Source organism: Curtobacterium sp. RIT-PI-V (assembly GCF_025642935.1).
In the GTDB taxonomy this organism is placed as follows: domain Bacteria; phylum Actinomycetota; class Actinomycetes; order Actinomycetales; family Microbacteriaceae; genus Curtobacterium.
The window spans coordinates 177,657-194,005 of record NZ_JANZKM010000002.1; the positions used below are offsets into that span (position 1 = coordinate 177,657).

Annotated in this window: 12 protein-coding genes and 1 tRNA gene; 1 reads left to right on the top strand and 12 read right to left on the bottom strand. The window is 70.7% G+C overall.

Features of this window, described 5'->3' with window-relative positions; genetic code table 11:
• Positions 1–148 precede the first annotated feature (148 nt).
• The 7 genes from OGL88_RS02965 to OGL88_RS02995 all read right to left on the bottom strand — a co-directional run bounded on the left by OGL88_RS02965 (position 149) and on the right by OGL88_RS02995 (position 7,064).
• Positions 149–225: transfer RNA gene (locus OGL88_RS02965), tRNA-Leu, on the bottom strand.
• Positions 226–301: 76 nt separating this feature from the next.
• Positions 302–1,777 carry an NAD(P)/FAD-dependent oxidoreductase gene (locus OGL88_RS02970; protein ID WP_263089483.1) on the bottom strand — a complete coding sequence of 492 codons (1,476 nt, stop codon included), beginning with the start codon at positions 1,775–1,777 and terminating at the stop codon, positions 302–304.
• A gap of 38 nt (positions 1,778–1,815) precedes the next feature.
• Entirely contained in the window at positions 1,816–2,364 is a 549-nt protein-coding gene (locus OGL88_RS02975) for a DUF501 domain-containing protein (RefSeq protein ID WP_111084823.1), read from the bottom strand.
• Between the two features lie 67 nt (positions 2,365–2,431).
• Positions 2,432–2,965, bottom strand: a complete 534-nt coding sequence (locus OGL88_RS02980; RefSeq protein WP_205464067.1) for an FtsB family cell division protein — start codon at positions 2,963–2,965, stop codon at positions 2,432–2,434.
• 369 nt (positions 2,966–3,334) lie between these two features.
• Complete coding sequence (gene eno / locus OGL88_RS02985) at positions 3,335–4,618, bottom strand: phosphopyruvate hydratase (RefSeq protein ID WP_131845281.1); 1,284 nt, start codon at positions 4,616–4,618, stop codon at positions 3,335–3,337.
• Between the two features lie 96 nt (positions 4,619–4,714).
• A complete protein-coding gene (gene hisS / locus OGL88_RS02990) occupies positions 4,715–5,959 on the bottom strand; it encodes a histidine--tRNA ligase (RefSeq protein ID WP_263089484.1) in 1,245 nt (414 codons plus the stop codon).
• A 349-nt stretch (positions 5,960–6,308) separates the two neighbouring features.
• Entirely contained in the window at positions 6,309–7,064 is a 756-nt protein-coding gene (locus OGL88_RS02995; RefSeq protein ID WP_263089485.1) for a MazG family protein, read from the bottom strand.
• Between the two features lie 90 nt (positions 7,065–7,154).
• On the opposite strand from OGL88_RS02995, the gene nhaA reads away from it, so the two are divergent.
• Entirely contained in the window at positions 7,155–8,333 is a 1,179-nt protein-coding gene (gene nhaA / locus OGL88_RS03000) for a Na+/H+ antiporter NhaA (RefSeq protein ID WP_263089486.1), read from the top strand.
• Positions 8,334–8,512: 179 nt separating this feature from the next.
• Here the strand turns inward: nhaA and mfd are convergent, their stop codons facing one another.
• The 5 genes from mfd to OGL88_RS03025 form a co-directional block, all read right to left on the bottom strand.
• A complete protein-coding gene (gene mfd, locus OGL88_RS03005; RefSeq protein WP_263089487.1) occupies positions 8,513–12,121 on the bottom strand; it encodes a transcription-repair coupling factor in 3,609 nt (1,202 codons plus the stop codon).
• A 70-nt stretch (positions 12,122–12,191) separates the two neighbouring features.
• Entirely contained in the window at positions 12,192–12,776 is a 585-nt protein-coding gene (gene pth / locus OGL88_RS03010) for an aminoacyl-tRNA hydrolase (RefSeq protein WP_263089488.1), read from the bottom strand.
• Between the two features lie 30 nt (positions 12,777–12,806).
• Entirely contained in the window at positions 12,807–13,439 is a 633-nt protein-coding gene (locus tag OGL88_RS03015) for a 50S ribosomal protein L25/general stress protein Ctc (RefSeq protein WP_205464064.1), read from the bottom strand.
• Positions 13,440–13,638: 199 nt separating this feature from the next.
• Positions 13,639–15,006, bottom strand: coding sequence for an RbtT/DalT/CsbX family MFS transporter (locus tag OGL88_RS03020; protein WP_263089489.1), 1,368 nt, complete (start codon positions 15,004–15,006; stop codon positions 13,639–13,641).
• Between the two features lie 421 nt (positions 15,007–15,427).
• Positions 15,428–16,339 carry a hypothetical protein gene (locus tag OGL88_RS03025; protein ID WP_263089490.1) on the bottom strand — a complete coding sequence of 304 codons (912 nt, stop codon included), beginning with the start codon at positions 16,337–16,339 and terminating at the stop codon, positions 15,428–15,430.
• Between the last annotated feature and the right edge of the window lie 10 nt (positions 16,340–16,349).

The following is a 16,349-nucleotide window of genomic DNA, read 5'->3' on the forward strand; positions in this document are numbered from 1 at the left end:
GCTGATATCCACCGGACCGGTTCGAGCGGGGGGCGGTTCGCACGCGTCAAAGCGACAGATGTGCGCACAGATGCGCCGTCGTACCCGCCAGGGCGACAGTGTGCCGCGAACAGTTGGCGGCACGATGTCGCTTTTGCGAGCCGCGCGGTGGTACCCCCGGTGGGACTCGAACCCACAACTCGGCGATTTTAAGTCGCATGCCTCTACCGATTGGGCCACGGGGGCGGGCCGCAACAGCCTACCGATGCGCGAGAGGCGGCCACCCCGAAGGGTGACCGCCTCTCGTGGACTGCTGCTGGGACTACTTGGCGTCGGCCGGGGCCTTCACGGGCTCGGCCTCGTTCGAGACGTCCTTGGCGGGCTCGCCGTACGCCGGGCCAGCGGCGCCGGCGGGCTGACCCTCCGCCGGGGCCTGAGCAGCAGCCGGAGCTGCCGGGGCCTCGGCCGCGGGCTTCGGACGGGACGCGAAGGCCTCGAACGCAGCGCGCGGGGTCTCACGGTCGTCGAGCGACGCGATGTCGCGGCCCAGGAAGAAGCCACCGACCCAGTCGCCGATGACGCGCCACTTGCGCTCCCACGACGGCATCGCCATGCCGTGGTAGCCGCGGTGCGCGCCCCACGCCAGGAAGCCCTTCATGGCGAACTTGCCGGACTGGAACACGCCGATGCCGAGACCGAGGCCCGCGACGGCGCCGAGGTTCTCGTGCTTGTAGTCGGTCGTGGCCTCGCCACGGATGGTCGCGACCAGGTTCTTCGCGAGCTGCTTCGCCTGACGGACGGCGTGCTGGGCGTTCGGCACGCAGAAGCCGCCGACGCCACCACCGGTGAGGTCCGGAACGGCTGCGACGTCGCCACAGGCCCATGCGTCCGCGATCACGCCGTTGTCGTCGACGACGCGCAGGTCGGGCTGCACGCGGATGCGACCGCGCTGCTCGAGCGGGAAGTCGGTGCCCTTGACCATCGGGTTCGCCATGACACCGGCGGTCCAGATGATGAGGTCGGACTCGATCTTCTCGATCGCGCCGTCGCTCGTCTTGAGCTCGCAGACGCCACCGACGGCCGAGGCCAGCTGGGTCTCGAGGTGCACGTTCGCACCGCGCTGCGCCAGGTTCTTGAGCACCCAGTGCGAGGTCTCGAGCGACACCTCCGGCATGATGCGGCCCATCGCCTCGACCAGGTGGAAGCGCGTCTCGTCGAAGGAGAGCTGCGGGTAGCTCTTCAGCAGGTCGGTGACGAAGGAGCGGAGCTCGGCGAAGACCTCGATGCCGGCGAAGCCACCACCGACGACGACGACGGTCAGCAGACGGTCACGCTCAGGACCGGCCGGCAGGTTCGCCGCCTTGTGGAAGTTCGTGAGGATCTTGTCGCGGATCGCCGCGGCTTCCTCGATCGTCTTGAGACCGATGGCCTCGTCAGCCACACCCGGGATCGGGAACGTGCGGGACACCGCGCCGGCGGTCATGACGATCTGGTCGTAGGACTCCTCCCACGCCTCGCCCTCGGCCGGGGTGATCGTGGCGGTCTTCGTCGCGTGGTCGACCTTGGTGACCTTCGCTGTGACGACGCGGGTGTTCTTGAGGTGGCGGCGGTGCGAGACGACCGCGTGGCGCGGCTCGATCGAACCGGCGGCGACCTCGGGCAGGAACGGCTGGTACGTCATGTACGGCAGCGGGTCCACCATGACGACCTCGGCTTCGCCCTGGCGAAGGTGCTTCTCGAGCTTCCATGCGGTGTAGAAACCGGCGTAACCGCCGCCGACGACGAGGATCTTGGGCACGGGGGATGATCTCCTTGGATGGGGGTTTCGGAGTCGAGTCAGACTTCGCCGCCACCCGCCCCGACTCCAGCGTCTGCACCGTCATCATACGCCCGGCACTCACACCGGGAGGGCGACCAGTCCGCGCGCTCGAGCGCGAGGTCGCCGATGGGGTTGACGCCGGGTCCGGCGGCGAGGGCGTGACCGACGAGGGCGTGCAGGCACTTCACACGGGTGGGCATGCCACCGGCGCTGATGCCGACGATCTCGTCGACGTGCTCGATCGACTCGCGATCGGCCAGGTAGGACTCGTGGGCCGCGAGGTACGCGGCCGCGGTGGTGTCGTCCTCGAGGAGTGCTGCCAGCTCCGGCATCACCTGGTTGGCCTCGAGGGTACTGACCGCGGCGGTGGCCGCGGGGTGGCACAGGTAGTAGAACGTCGGGAACGGGGTGCCGTTCGACAGTCGGGGCTTCGTGGAGACGACCGTGGGGTTGCCACAGACGCACCGTGCCGCGATCCCGATGACGTCGCGTGCCGGTCGGCCGAGCTGCGCCGACACGACCTGGACGTCGCGGTCGGAGGGCGGGTCGAAGGGAGGGGTCGTCACGGGAACGTGAGCCTACCGGAGACCCGGTGCCCCGCGCACCGTCGTGCCGGACGGGTCCGGCTCGGGGCTACTTGCTCTCGCCGGTCCCCGAGACGTCCGGGGCCACGAGGTCCGCGGCGGTCTCGTCGGTGAGCCCGGACTGCAGCACCGAGGACAGCATCGCCTGCACCCAGTCCACCTTCGGCGTCTGGACCTTCGTGCTGACGGGCGTGCCGGAGTCCGTGGTCGGCGTGGTCTCGGCCGAACGGTCCTCGGCCCCCATCACGAGGTAGCTCTCCTCACCCGGGTACACGTAGAGCAGGCGGTCGCGCGCCTGCGCCTCGATGTACGCGGGGTCGTCCCAGCGGGCGACGTCCTTCTTCTTCTGCGTGACGTCGGCCTTCTGGCTCGCGACCTCACGCTGCTGCTGAGCGATCTGCTCCTGCTGCTGGATGAGCGTGCGGAGTGACGGTGCGAGCACCACGACGAACAGCACGATGATCGCGAGCATCAGCAGGCTGAACCCGGAGAAGTGGATCGAGCGGTACCACGGCTGCGCCGACGTGCTGCCGTCGGGCATCGCCACGGGGACGCGGCGGACGCGGGGCTTCTGGCTGGGCACGTCCCGACGATAACCCGACCGACGCGGTGGGAGCGCCCGGCGCGCGGCCGTTCGGTGGCCTCTCAGCGACTCACGTCGTCCGCTCGATGCTGCCGGGAGGCGCGGCTTCAGTCCGCACCGTCCGGACTGCACACGGAGTGGTCACGACACACCGCCCAGCGTGCGTCCGGCGGTCACGTCCTGTCGGCCAAGCCTGGGCCAGCCGACGACTTGTGACCACTCGACGCAGCACGCGCGGCAGGTCCTGACCCCGGCACGGAGCCGTTCGGTGGCCTTGCAGCGACTCGCCGAGGCCCCGCACACGACGAGACGCCGTCCTCTCGGGAGAGGACGGCGTCTCGGTGGTGCCGGTACTGCTGGCCGGGCTGGTTACAGCGACTTGGCGCGCGGGAAGGCTGAGCGGCCGGCGTACACCGCGGCGTCGCCGAGCTCTTCCTCGATGCGGAGCAGCTGGTTGTACTTCGCGACGCGGTCCGAGCGGGCCGGGGCGCCGGTCTTGATCTGACCACCGTCGACCGCGACCGCGATGTCCGCGATCGTGGTGTCCTCGGTCTCACCGGAGCGGTGCGACAGGATCGAGGTGAGGCCGTGACGGTGCGCGAGCGAGACCGCGTCGAGGGTCTCGGTGAGCGTGCCGATCTGGTTGACCTTCACCAGGATCGAGTTCGCGGCCTTCTCGTCGATGCCCCGCTGCAGACGCTTCGGGTTGGTGACGAACAGGTCGTCGCCGACGATCTGGACCTTGTCGCCGAGCTCGGCGGTCAGATGCGACCAGCCTTCCCAGTCGTCCTCGGCCAGCGGGTCCTCGATCGTGACGAGCGGGTAGTTCGCGACGAGGTCGGCGAAGTACGCGGTGAACTCCTGGCTCGAGAGCTGCTTGCCCTCGAACGAGTACTTGCCGTCATGGAAGAACTCGGTGGACGCGACGTCGAGGCCGACGGCGATGTCCTTGCCCGGGGTGTAGCCGGCCTTCTCGATCGCGGTCAGCAGGAAGTCGAGCGCCGCACGGTTCGACGCGAGCTCCGGCGCGAAGCCGCCCTCGTCGCCGAGGCCGGTCGCGAGGCCCTGCTTCTTCAGCTCGCCCTTGAGGGCGTGGTAGGTCTCGACGCCCCAACGGAGCGCCTCGGAGAACGACTCGGCGCCGTAGGGCACGAGGAAGAACTCCTGGATGTCGACGTTGGTGTCCGCGTGGGCACCGCCGTTGACGACGTTCATCAGCGGAACGGGCAGCGTGTGCGCGTTCGGGCCGCCGAGGTAGCGGAACAGCGGCAGGTCGGCCGAGTCTGCGGCGGCACGGGCCACGGCGAGCGAGGCACCGAGGATCGAGTTCGCGCCGAGGCGGGACTTGTTCTCGGTTCCGTCGAGCTCGATGAGCGCAGCGTCGACGAGGCGCTGGTCGGTGGCATCGAAGCCCTCGAGCGCCGGGCCGATCTCGTCGAGGACGGCGTCGACGGCCTTGAGCACGCCCTTGCCGCCGTAGCGCGAGGCATCGCCGTCACGGAGTTCGTACGCCTCGAACGCGCCGGTGGAGGCACCGGAGGGGACGAGCGCGCGGGACACGACGCCGTCGTCGAGGAGGACCTCGACCTCGACCGTCGGGTTGCCTCGGGAATCGAGGACTTCGCGTGCGCCTACGGCATCGATCAGGGCCACGGGGTACTCCCTACACATTGGTTGTGGTGTTTGCGGGACCGATCCTAGCGAGCCGAGGTGAACACGACGTCGACCGTGACGCCCGGTGTGGACGACTCAGTCGAGCGGGCGGAACTCCACACCCTCGAGGGACGTCGTGTCGGTGCCGACGGTCGCGAAGGCGGAGAACCCCTGTGCAGCAAGACCGGCGAGCAGGTTCTTCGTGTTCTTGGTGCGTCGTTCGAGCCGCACGCGCCGGTGCGACCCGAGCGCCTCGGTCTTGAGGGCCGCGAGCCGGACCGGGTCGACGTCCTTGTCGTACACGAGCACCACGGCGTCCGACTCGGCGGACTCCGGGAGTGTCACGAGGTCGACCAGGCGCTCGAAGCCCAGCGAGAAGCCGACCGCGGGGACGTCCTGCCCGAGGAACCGACCGATCATGCCGTCGTACCGACCGCCGCCGCCCAGGCTGTAGCCGAAGTCGGGGTGCGCGACCTCGAAGATCGTGCCGGTGTAGTAGCCCATGCCGCGCACGAGCGTCGGGTCGAAGCGCAGGTCGACCCCGGGCAGCGCTTCCCGCAGACGCAGCAGGTCGGAGAACGCCTCGGCGTCGAGCCACGCAGCCCCGTCGACCGTGGTCCAGTCCGCGGTCTCGAGCGCACGGATGGTGTCCTCGAGCCCCGGCAGCTCCTGTCCGACGGTGCTGCGGAGCTCGGCGGCCACGCCGTCCGGGCCGATCTTGTCGAGCTTGTCGATCGTGATGAGCGCGCGGTCGGCGGCCGTCGGCTCCGCGATGCCCCACGACGCCAGCAGGGTCAGCAGGATCCGCCGGTCGTTGATGCGGATCGTGGTGCCGGTCACCCCGAGCGCGTCGAGCGCTGCGGTCGTCGCACGGATCAGCTCGATCTCGGCCAGCTGCCCGGGCTCCCCCAGGATGTCGATGTCGCACTGCACGAACTGGCGGTAGCGCCCCTTCTGCGGACGCTCGGCGCGCCAGACCGGCGCGATCTGCACCGACCGGAACACCGAGGGCAGCTCGGCACGGTGCGAGGCGTAGAAGCGGGCGAGCGGCACGGTCAGGTCGAACCGGAGGCCGAGGTCGGCGAGGTCGAGCGGCGCCTGGGCCGACTGCAGGTCCTCGGTGCTGAGCCCGCGCTTCATGACCGCGAACGCCAGCTTCTCGTTGTCGCCGCCGAGCCCGGAGTGCAGCCGTGCAGCGTCCTCGACCACGGGCGTCTCGATCTCGTCGAACCCGTGGCGGGAGTAGACGTCGCGGACGACACCGAGCACGTGCTCGCGTCGGGCCTTGTCCGCGGGGAGGAAGTCGCGCATGCCACGGGGTGCCGTCACGGTCGTCGCCATGGCGTCAAGTCTGGCAGATGCGCATCAACGAGTTGCGCGGCATGCGCTCTACTGGCATACTGCATTCAGTACCTCGGTTCGGAGCGTGCCTGATCCACTCTCCGGACCGATCGCGTGGGCACCGTGCTGCAGTGTGCCCCGCGACTCGAGCGGGTTCTGCGTGCACACCTCTCCCTGGGGGTGTGCCCACCCGCTCACGGGCGCCCTCCTTTTTCGGGTTAGGAGGGCGCCCTTCTCTTCTCCCGCGCACGCACGCACGCGACGGCTCCCCGCGCACGCACGACGCGGCGGCTCCCCGCGCATGCACTCCGCGACTCCCCGCGCACGCACTCCGCGACTCCCGGCACACTCACTCCGCGGCGCGGCCGGCTTCCTCGAGCGCAGCGACCGCAGCACGGAGACTCGCGACCGGGTCGATCCCGTCCCGCACCGCTCCGGCGACCTCTTCCAGCATCGCGATCCCCCACGCCGGGTCCACCGCCCCCGCACCATCGGCCGGTGCCGGTGCCGGTTCCGGTGCCGGTGCCGGCGACCCGACCGAGGCCCGAGCGGTCCCCGCCCCGGGTGCCGCAGCCGACGTGGCGGACGTGCCGCGGGCCTCCCGGTCGGCGGCCACGACCGACGCGACGGCCGCGACGGCCGCACCGTGCTCCTCCAGGCGCTCCAGCAGCTTGACGGCTCGCTCCAGCGGCGGCATCGCGCGCGGGACGCCGTCGAGGGCGCTCGTCCGGGCCGACTTCTCCGCTGCCTTCGCCGCGCGCCACACCCGGACCACGTCGTCGACGGTGTCCGCGGTCTCGTCGCCGAACACGTGCGGGTGCCGACGGACCATCTTGTCGCGGACCTCGGCGGCGACGTCCTCGAGGGTGAACTGCCCCGCGCGTTCGGCGATCCCGGCGTGCAGGACGACTTGGTACAGGACGTCGCCGAGCTCCTCGCGGACGTCGTCCGGGTCGCCGTCGTCGATGGCGTCGACGAGTTCGTAGGACTCCTCGACCGCGTACCGCGCGAGCGTGGCGTGGGTCTGCGCACGGTTCCAGACGCAGCCTCCGTCCTCGGCGAGCAGGCGGTCGACGACGGTCACGAGGTCCGGTACGGCGGTCATCGCGCCATCGTCTCACCCACGTATGCTGGCGGTGGTGTGTCGGGAAGTCTGGTCGACGGACAACCACCCGACCCCTCGAGACGGAGATCCATGTCGTCCCTCGTCCGTTCCCCCCGTTTCAGCGCCGTCGCGCTCCTGACCGCCGCCGTGCTCGGCCTGGTCGTCGCGAACTCGCCCGTCGGCCCCGGCCTCGAACAACTGCTCGACGCGCATCCGCCCCTGGGCGCAGTCGGCCTCGACCTGTCGATCGCGCACTGGGTCAGTGACGGTCTGCTGGCGGTCTTCTTCCTGCTCGTGGCGATCGAGCTGAAGCAGGAGCTCGTCGACGGTGAGCTGTCGAACCCGAAGACCGCGATCGTGCCGGCGATCGCGGCGGTCGGCGGCGTGCTGGTGCCGGCCGGGGTGTTCCTGCTGGTGACCGCGGGTACCCCGTACACGCACGGCTGGCCGATCCCGACGGCGACCGACATCGCGTTCGCCCTCGGTGTCCTGGCGATGTTCGGTCGCGGGCTGCCGAGCGGGATCCGGGTGTTCCTGCTCGCACTCGCGGTGCTCGACGACCTCATCGCCATCATCATCATCGCCGTCGTGTTCGCGCACGACACCGACTTCCTGGCCCTCGCCGGTGCCGTCGTCACGCTCGCGGCGTTCTGGCTGCTCGGCCGGATGCTCCGCCCAGGGCGCAACGGGCAGACGCTGCTCATCGTGGCGATGATCGTCGTCGGGCTCGTCACCTGGTGGCTCGTCTTCCACTCCGGCGTGCACGCCACGATCGCCGGCGTCGGGCTCGGACTCGTCCTGCCCCGGCGTCCGGGCCACACCCTGCACGAGCACGTCGAGCCGTGGTCGAACGCGATCGTGCTGCCGGTGTTCGCGTTCGTCTCCGCCGCGGTGGTCATCCCCGCCGTCGGCATCGGCGAGCTCTCCCCCACGTTCTGGGCGGTCGTCATCGCGCTGCCGGTCGGCAAGGTCATCGGCATCACGCTGTTCGGCGTCGTCGCCACACGACTCTTCCGCTCACCGGGGCGGTCATCGTTGTCGTTGTTCTCGATCATCACCGTCGGGGTGCTCGGTGGGATCGGGTTCACGGTCTCGCTGCTCATGAACGAGCTCGCGTTCGCCCGGAACGAAGAGGTCCTCGACGAGGGCGTGCTCGCCGTGCTCGTCGGCTCCGGCATCGCGATCGTCGCGTCGGCGATCGTGGTCACGCTGCGGGCGCGGGCGTACCGCGGGCGGCGCGAGCTGTCCGAGGCCGAGGCGACCGAGTAGCGGGGCGCGGGCCCGGGGGCCCGGGCGCGCACCACGCTTGCGACGATCCACGCGTCGATCGTCGCGTGGACCGTCGCGAACAGCGTGCGTGCGGTGGACGCGCCCACGTGCGGACGGGAGGCACGGTGCCAGCCCGCACCGTGCCTCCTGTCCGTCGCCGCTCGCGACCACACCGCCCCCTACGCGGCCGGGGCCTCCGCCGGCGTCGTCGCGCCGTACACGGCGGTGAGGATGCTCTCCACCCACTGGATCAGGGCGTCGTCCGGCAGCGCCTGGTCGTGCGGCCGCGGCATCGGGATGCTCGCCGCGTTCTGCTGCGGGAACCACTTCGCGTCCGGGAACATCCGCTTGAGCCGCACCTGCGACGAGTCGGCGAGCTCCTTGCCCGCCACGCGCAGGTTCGACCCCATGACGACCACGTCGGACAGCCCGACCTGCTGCGCCATGCGACGCAGGCGGGAGACCTCGACCAGCGTCTGCACGGCCTGCGGCGGCTGCCCGTAGCGGTCGGTGAGCTCGTCGAGCACCATGTCGATGGCGTCCCGCTGCGCCGTCGGGGCCGAGGCCGCCGACAGCTTCTGGTACGCCTCGAGCCGGAGCCGCTCGGACTCGACGTAGTCCTCGGGGATGTGGGCGTCGACCGGGATCTCGAGCCGCAGCTCGGTCTGCCCCTCGGCCACGTCACCGCGGAACTGCGAGACGGCTTCGCCGATCATCCGGAGGTACAGGTCGAACCCGACGCCCGCGATGTGCCCGGACTGCTCGCCACCGAGCAGGTTGCCGGCGCCGCGGATCTCCAGGTCCTTCATGGCGACCTGCATGCCCGCGCCGAGCTCGTTGTTCGCCGCGATGGTCTCGAGGCGGTCCTGTGCGGTCTCGGACAGGGGCTTCTCGGAGTCGTACAGGAAGTACGCGTACCCGCGCTCGCGCCCTCGGCCGACACGACCGCGCAGCTGGTGGAGCTGCGACAGCCCGTACTTGTCGGCCTTGTCGATGATGAGCGTGTTCGCGTTCGCGATGTCGAGGCCGGTCTCGATGATCGTCGTCGACACGAGGACGTCGAACCGGCGCTCCCAGAAGTCGACCATGACCTGCTCGAGGGTGCTCTCGGACATCTGTCCGTGTGCCACGGCGATGCGGGCGTCTGGCACGATCTCGGCAAGGTGCGCGGCGACGCCCTGGATGTCCCGCACACGGTTGTGCACGTAGAACACCTGACCCTCGCGCAGCAGCTCGCGGCGGATCGCTGCGGCCACCTGAAGGTCCGACTGCGGCCCCACGAACGTCAGGATGGGGTGGCGGTCCTCGGGCGGGGTGGCGAGGGTCGACATCTCGCGGATCCCCGTGACCGCCATCTCGAGCGAGCGCGGGATCGGGGTCGCCGACATCGCCAGGACGTCGACGTTCGTCTTGAACTTCTTCAGCTGGTCCTTGTGCTCGACACCGAACCGCTGCTCCTCGTCGATGATGACGAGTCCGACGTCCTTGAAGGTGATGCCCTGCGACAGGATCCGGTGGGTCGCGATGACGATGTCGACGGTGCCGTCGGCGAGCCTGGCGATGGTCTCCTTCGACTCCTTCTCGGACTGGAACCGACTCAGGGCGCGCAGGTGCACGGGGAACCCGGCGAAGCGCTCCTGGAACGTCTCCATGTGCTGGCGGACGAGCAGCGTCGTCGGCACGAGCATGACGACCTGCTTGCCGTCCTGCACTGCCTTGAACGCGGCACGGATCGCGACCTCGGTCTTGCCGTAGCCGACGTCGCCGGACAGCAGGCGGTCCATCGGGATCGGCCGCTCCATGTCGCGCTTGATCTCGTCGATGGTGGTGAGCTGGTCGGCCGTCTCGGCGAACGGGAACGCCTCTTCCAGCTCGCGCTGCCACGGGGTGTCCGGGCCGAACGCGTGCCCCTTCGACGCCATCCGCGCCGAGTACAGCTTCACCAGGTCGACGGCGATGTCGCGGACGGCCTTGCGGGCCTTCGACTTGGCGGCGGACCAGTCCGAACCGCCCATCTTCGACAGGGTCGGGGACTCGCCACCGACGTACCGCGAGAGCTGGTCGAGCTGGTCGGTCGGCACGAAGAGCTTGTCGCCGGGGTAGTTCCGCTTCGACGGCGCGTACTCGAGCACGAGGTACTCGCGCTGCGTCTTCACCGCGTTGCGGCCGCCGGAGCTGACCTCGCGGCTGACGAGCTCGACGAACTTGCCGATGCCGTGGGTCGCGTGCACGACGACGTCGCCCGGCTTGAGCTGCAGCGGATCGACCACGTTCTTGCGACGGCTGGCCAGCTTCTTGACGGTGCGCGCGCCCTGCTGGACGCTGCGGCCGTAGAACTCCGCTTCGCTGAGCACGACGATGCGCGGATCCGGGATGGCGAAGCCGTGCTCGACGGTGGCCGTCGTGACGATGGCGACACCCGGTTCGGGAGGCGCGGGCAGGGCTTCGGCACGGGCTGCGACCCCGGCGTCGGCGAGGACCTGCACCGCCCGCTCGACCAGCCCCTGACCCTGGGCGGTCACCACGACCGCCCACCCGTCATCGGTGAGCGCCTTGACGTGCGCGATCGCGCCGTCGGCGCTGCCAGCGAAGCTCGGCACCGCCTCGGCACGGACGCGGATGTACTCCCCCGCCTCGGCTGCTGCTTCGGCGTCGGTGAGCACGCGCGCGGTGTCGCCCTCGTCGAGACCGGAGTCGAACGGTGACACCGTCCACCAGGTGCGCTGCCCACGGGTGTTCTTGAGCTGCTGCACCGTCAGGAAGTTGCCGGCGTCGAGGTCGATCGGTGCCTGGGCCCCGGCGACCGCGGCGCTCCACGCGGCCTGCAGGAACTCGGTGTTCGTCTCGGCCAGGCTGTTCGCGCGACCGTTCACCCGCTCGGGCGAGAACAACGCGATGGTGGCGTCGTCGGGCAGGTACGAGGTCATCGGGACGAGGTCCTGCACGAGCGCGGGAGCGAGGGACTCCATGCCCTCGACCGGGATCCCCTCGGCGATCTTCGCGAGCATCTGCGACAGGTTCGGGAACTCGTGGAGCATCTCGCGCGCCCGCTGCCGGACGTCGTCGCTCAGCAGGAGTTCGCGTGAGGCCGTGAGTTCGACCGAGCCGAGGTCGTCCTCGGTCGTGCGCTGGTCGGCGACCGAGAACGCCTTGACGGCCTCGATCTCGTCGCCGAAGAAGTCGACGCGGACGGGGTGGTCCGCGGTGGGCGGGAAGACGTCGAGGATGCCGCCGCGGACGGCGAACTCACCGCGCCGCGTGACGAGGTCGACGCGGGCGTAGGCCATGTCGACGAGCTTCGCGGCGATGGCGGCCAGGTCGTTGCCGCGCGAGTCGGTGCGCAGCACGACCGGCGCGAGCGAGGTCAGGTTGGCGGCGATCGGCTGCAGCGCGGCGCGGACGCTCGCCACGACGATGGTGGTGCGGCGGTCGGCGGCGTCGGCAGCGGACCACGACGCGAGTCGGCGCAGGGTCGCGATGCGGGTGCCGACGGTCTGGGCACTGGGGCTGAGCCGCTCGTGCGGCAGGGTCTCCCACGCCGGGAACTCGAGGACGTCGGCGTCGGGGACGTAGCTGCCGAGGGCGTCGCGGACGGCTTCGGCCTCGCGCCCCGTCGCCGTGATCACGAGCACGCACTGCGGCCCGTTCCGCTCGGCGATCAGTGCTCCGAGCAGCGGGACCCGCAGGCCGTCGACGACCGAGAAGTCGGCGTCACGAGGCGCAGCGCGGAGCACGCGATCGAACGCGGAGGCGCGCGAGAGCGCAGGGATGATGCCCGAGATCGTCACTCAGGAGATGGTACCGGCCCCCACTGACACCGCCCGCGTGGTGCGCGACGGGCGAACACGGGCGGCCCGGTCAGGACGGTGCGTGTACCCGCTGCTGCGCGGCGACGAGTCCGACCTCGGCGATCGCCTCGACCGCGTCCGCGGCGTCGGCCAGCAGGATGGGCAGCGACTTCTTCTCGGCTGCGGAGAAGTCACGCAGCACGTAGTCGGCGGGGTCCTGACGACCGGGCGGACGACCGATGCCGACCCGCACGCGCGTGAACTCGTTCGTGCCGGTGGCCTTGATGATGTCGCGCAGCCCGTTGTGGCCGCCGTGACCCCCGCTGCCCTTGAGGCGGACGGAGTCGAACGGCAGGTCGAGCTCGTCGTGCACGACGACGAGGTCGGCCGGGGTGGCGCTGTAGAACCCGAGGACCGACGAGACCGGTCCGCCCGAGGTGTTCATGAACGAGCCCGGCTTCGCCAGCACCAGGCGCGGACCGCCGGGCACCAGGCGCCCCTCGGCGACCTGGTTCGGCGTCTTGTGCTTCTTGAACCGCGCACCCATGCGGGCGGCGAGTTCGTCGAGGACCATCTGGCCGACGTTGTGACGGTTGCCGGCGTAGTCGGGCCCGGGGTTCCCGAGTCCGACCACGACCAGCGTTCGATCCGCCACAGCGTCGACCAGATGCCTTCGAAGGGGGTGTTACTCGGAGTCGACCGGCTCGGAGCCGCCCTCGGCACCGGCTTCGGCACCGGCCTCGGCCGAGGCCTCGTCCGCAGCGTCGTCGTCGGCGGTGCCACGCGGGGTGACGATCTGTACGACGAGCGCCTCGCCGTCGGTCTCGAGCTCGGCGCCCTCGGGGAGGGTCAGCTCGGCGGCCGTGATCTGCTTGCCGTCCTCGAGGCCTTCGACGTCGACGACGACGTGCTCCGGGATGTCGGTCGCGAGGACCAGCAGGGAGACGGTGTTCAGGTCCTGCACGTGGATCGTGCCGGAGAAGGACTCGCCCTCGACGACGACGGGCACGTCGACCGTGACCTTCTCGCCGCGGCGCAGGACCACGAGGTCGATGTGCTCGATGATCTGACGCACCGGGTCACGCTGGACGTCCTTGACGAGGGCGAGCTGCGCCGCACCCTCGATGTCGAGGTCGACGACCGCGTTGGCGGTACGGACGAGCAGCATGGTCTCGTGACCGGGCAGCGAGATGTGCTTCGGCTCGGTGCCGTGGCCGTAGACCACCGCGGGGATCTTGTCGGCGGCGCGGAGCTTGCGCGCTGCACCCTTGCCGAACTTGGTGCGGACGTCCGCTGCGAGCTTCGTGTAGTCGGCCATGGTGCCTCCTGGTCTCGGGGGTCGACACCGGCGGTCCGGCATCGTGGGGGTCTGTGGTGTTGCAACTCGAACGCGTGCACGCGTGAGGAACGTTCCCTGGGCTGGGCCGGGTCTCCCACCGCGTCGATCACGGCCGCTGTCGCGGCCCTCGCCGAAGTCAATCACCCACTCTACCAGCACCCGTCGGGCGTGTCGTGCCTCAGTGCCCGGCGGCCACCGCCTCCTTCGGCACCTTGAGGAACGACAGCACCACGAAGGCGAGGACGTAGAGGCCGACGAACGTCCAGACCACACCACCGGGCCCACCCCACGGCAGGACGGCGCTGACCACGGCGTTGCCGAGGAAGGTCGCACCGCCGGCTGCCGTGGCGTACATGGCCATCGCGGCACCGCGGCGCTCCTCGCCGGCGAACGCGGGGACGATCGCGCCCATGGGCGTGAACCCGGCGAGCATGATGCCGAACACCGTGCCCGCGGCGGTGGCGAGCCAGAAGCCCCACTCGGAACCGGCCGGCACCAGGTGCGGGACGTACCACCAGGCCAGCAGTCCGATCGCCGAGGCGCCGATGCCGAACCACTTGACGGTGCGGATCCAGCCGATGCGGTCGCCGAGTGCGCCGAAGAAGGCGTTGAACAGGATGTTGCCGGCGTAGACGATCACCGTCATCGTGAGCCACTTCGACTGGCCCCACCCGAGCTCGGTGCCGATGATCGCGGGCATGATCACGAACATGCCGAACTCTGGTGCCGTGTTGACGAGCCGGATGACGACGGCGAGCAGGACCTTGGGGCGGGTGATGCAGACCTCGATGCCGCTGGCGATGACCCGTGCGGCGGAGTGCGAGCGCGGGGCGATGCGGCCGAGCCCGGTCCGCTCGTGCACGCCGAACCGGACGATCACCCAGCCGGCCACGACCAGCACGAGCGACAGGGCCATCGACCACGTCTCACCCGCGTGGCCGCCGCCGAACGCGGGGATGCTGCCGATCGCGATGAGCGATCCGAGCGTCGGCAGGCCACCGGTGAAGACGACGTAGAACCAGCCGACGGCCGTGGCGTTCCGGTCGCGCGCAACGGTGTGGTTCACCCAGCAGAGGAACGAGAAGGCGAACAGCGGGAACCCGAGTCCACGGAGGAAGTACGTCAGGGCGATGAGGCCGACCGACCCGGTGGGCAGCGCCGCGAGGAACGCGACCTGGAACACCACCCAGAGGACGGCGCCGATCGTCATGACGCGACGCGGGCCCCACAGCTCGGAGAGCACGCCGGCGAAGTAGGACGCCACCAGGACGGCGACGCCGTAGATGCCGATGACCATCGCGGCGCTGTCCGTGCCGCCCGAGCCGAGGGCCGCGGCGATGTGCGGAGCGATGAAGTTCGACTCGATGCCGTCGCCCGTCATGAAGACGAGGACACCGAGGAAGCCCCAGCGCAGCGGGTGCGGGATGCCGAGGCGGGCGATGAAGCCCTCGCGCTCGGCGGCCGGTGGTGCGGCCGTGGGTGGAGCAGTCGTCACGCCGTTCGGCGGGGTCAGGGTCGTGGTGCGGTTGGTGCGGGGTTCCGACATGTGTCGTCTCTCCTGGAGGGGCCCCGGAGTGCTCGACCCGGCATCGCGGCATGTCTCCGGGGTGCGCCGCGCGCCACGCACCCGACCGCCCGCGCAGTGGCTGCGGGCGGTCGGGGCGTCGGCGATGATGCGAGTCCTGTACCCGGGGCGCCCCGTGCTGGTGCGGAGACGGATCCCGGCGGACCATCGCCGGCCCGAAGCATGGTGACCGACGTTAGACCGCTCCAACGCCGCTCGTCAAGAACGACAACTGTTGTGTAACGATCGGCGGTCGTCTCGGGCGGAGGAGGTCGTTCCGGGCGTAGTGGGTCGTTCCGGGCGTAGTTGGTCGTTCCGGGCGTAGGTGGTCGTTCCTTTCGGCCGAGGACGCCCGATTCGACCTTCCATCGCGCGCGTGATGGGAAAGAACGCTCCGCGAGGATCAGCGACCGAGGCTGCGCCGGTGCTCCTGCGCGGCCGCCAGCAGCTCGCGGGCGTCGTTGCTCGTGACCTCGGCGGCGTCGCGAGCGCGTTCGAGTTCCTCGATCGTCGCCGCCGCCCGCTCGAGCTCGCGCTGCAGGTCGGCCCGGCGTTCCTCGGCCGTCTCGAGCTCCGACTCCGCCGCGTCGAGTGCGGCGTCGGCGTCCCGCGACTCGCTCCGGGCAGCGGTCTCCGCCTGGCGCGCGGCCTTCCGCTCAGCGGCCGGGTCACGCTTCGGCTCCGGCTGGGCGTCCGGCTCCGGTCGGTCCTGTGGTGCGGTCTCCGTCGACCGGGAGGCACGGCTCGCCTTCCGCGCGCCCCTCGCCTCGGTGATCGGGATGGGTGGGGCATCACTGCCGGACCAGGCGTCCGGCACCGCGTCCGGATCCGCGAGCACCCCGTCCAGGTCGACCGCGTCGAACCCCACGCTCTCCAGCGGTGCCACGAGCAGCCCCGAGCGCACGGCGGCTCCGGCGTACGGGTCGGCCATCGCGGCCTCGATGGTCGCGCGCACCTGGTCGAGCACGGCGGGCGTCGCGGGGTGTCCGGCGTCCGAGGCGAGGTCGGCGCCGGCCTGCGCCAACGCCTCGATCACCTCGGAGCGCTGCTGTCGGAGCGTCCGGATCGCAGCGGGGTCGGCGTCCGCCTGGGCCTTGCACAGCGCGGGGCCGAGGTCGACCGCGTCGTCGAGGGCGCCGTCGTGCGCGAGCAGGTCCACGACCCACGCTGCCGGTGCGGGCTTCCGGAGCTTCCCGATCGCCGCCGCCAGGTCGCGGTCGTCCTTCCGGACCGCGCGCTGGCGGGCCGTGCGCTCGGCGACGAAGTCCCCCGGCGCGACGAGCAGTAGCTCCTTGGCGACGTCCGCGAACTCCATGCCACCAGCT

Bases quoted from the DNA above. Each gene is read 5' to 3' on its own strand.
- nhaA (WP_263089486.1), top strand. From the start codon at position 7,155: ATGTCGTCCCTCGTCCGTTCCCCCCGTTTCAGCGCCGTCGCGCTCCTG.
- OGL88_RS03020 (WP_263089489.1), bottom strand. From the start codon at position 15,006: ATGTCGGAACCCCGCACCAACCGCACCACGACCCTGACCCCGCCGAAC.
- OGL88_RS03025 (WP_263089490.1), bottom strand. From the start codon at position 16,339: ATGGAGTTCGCGGACGTCGCCAAGGAGCTACTGCTCGTCGCGCCGGGG.
- OGL88_RS02995 (WP_263089485.1), bottom strand. From the start codon at position 7,064: ATGACCGCCGTACCGGACCTCGTGACCGTCGTCGACCGCCTGCTCGCC.
- hisS (WP_263089484.1), bottom strand. From the start codon at position 5,959: ATGGCGACGACCGTGACGGCACCCCGTGGCATGCGCGACTTCCTCCCC.
- OGL88_RS03015 (WP_205464064.1), bottom strand. From the start codon at position 13,439: ATGGCCGACTACACGAAGCTCGCAGCGGACGTCCGCACCAAGTTCGGC.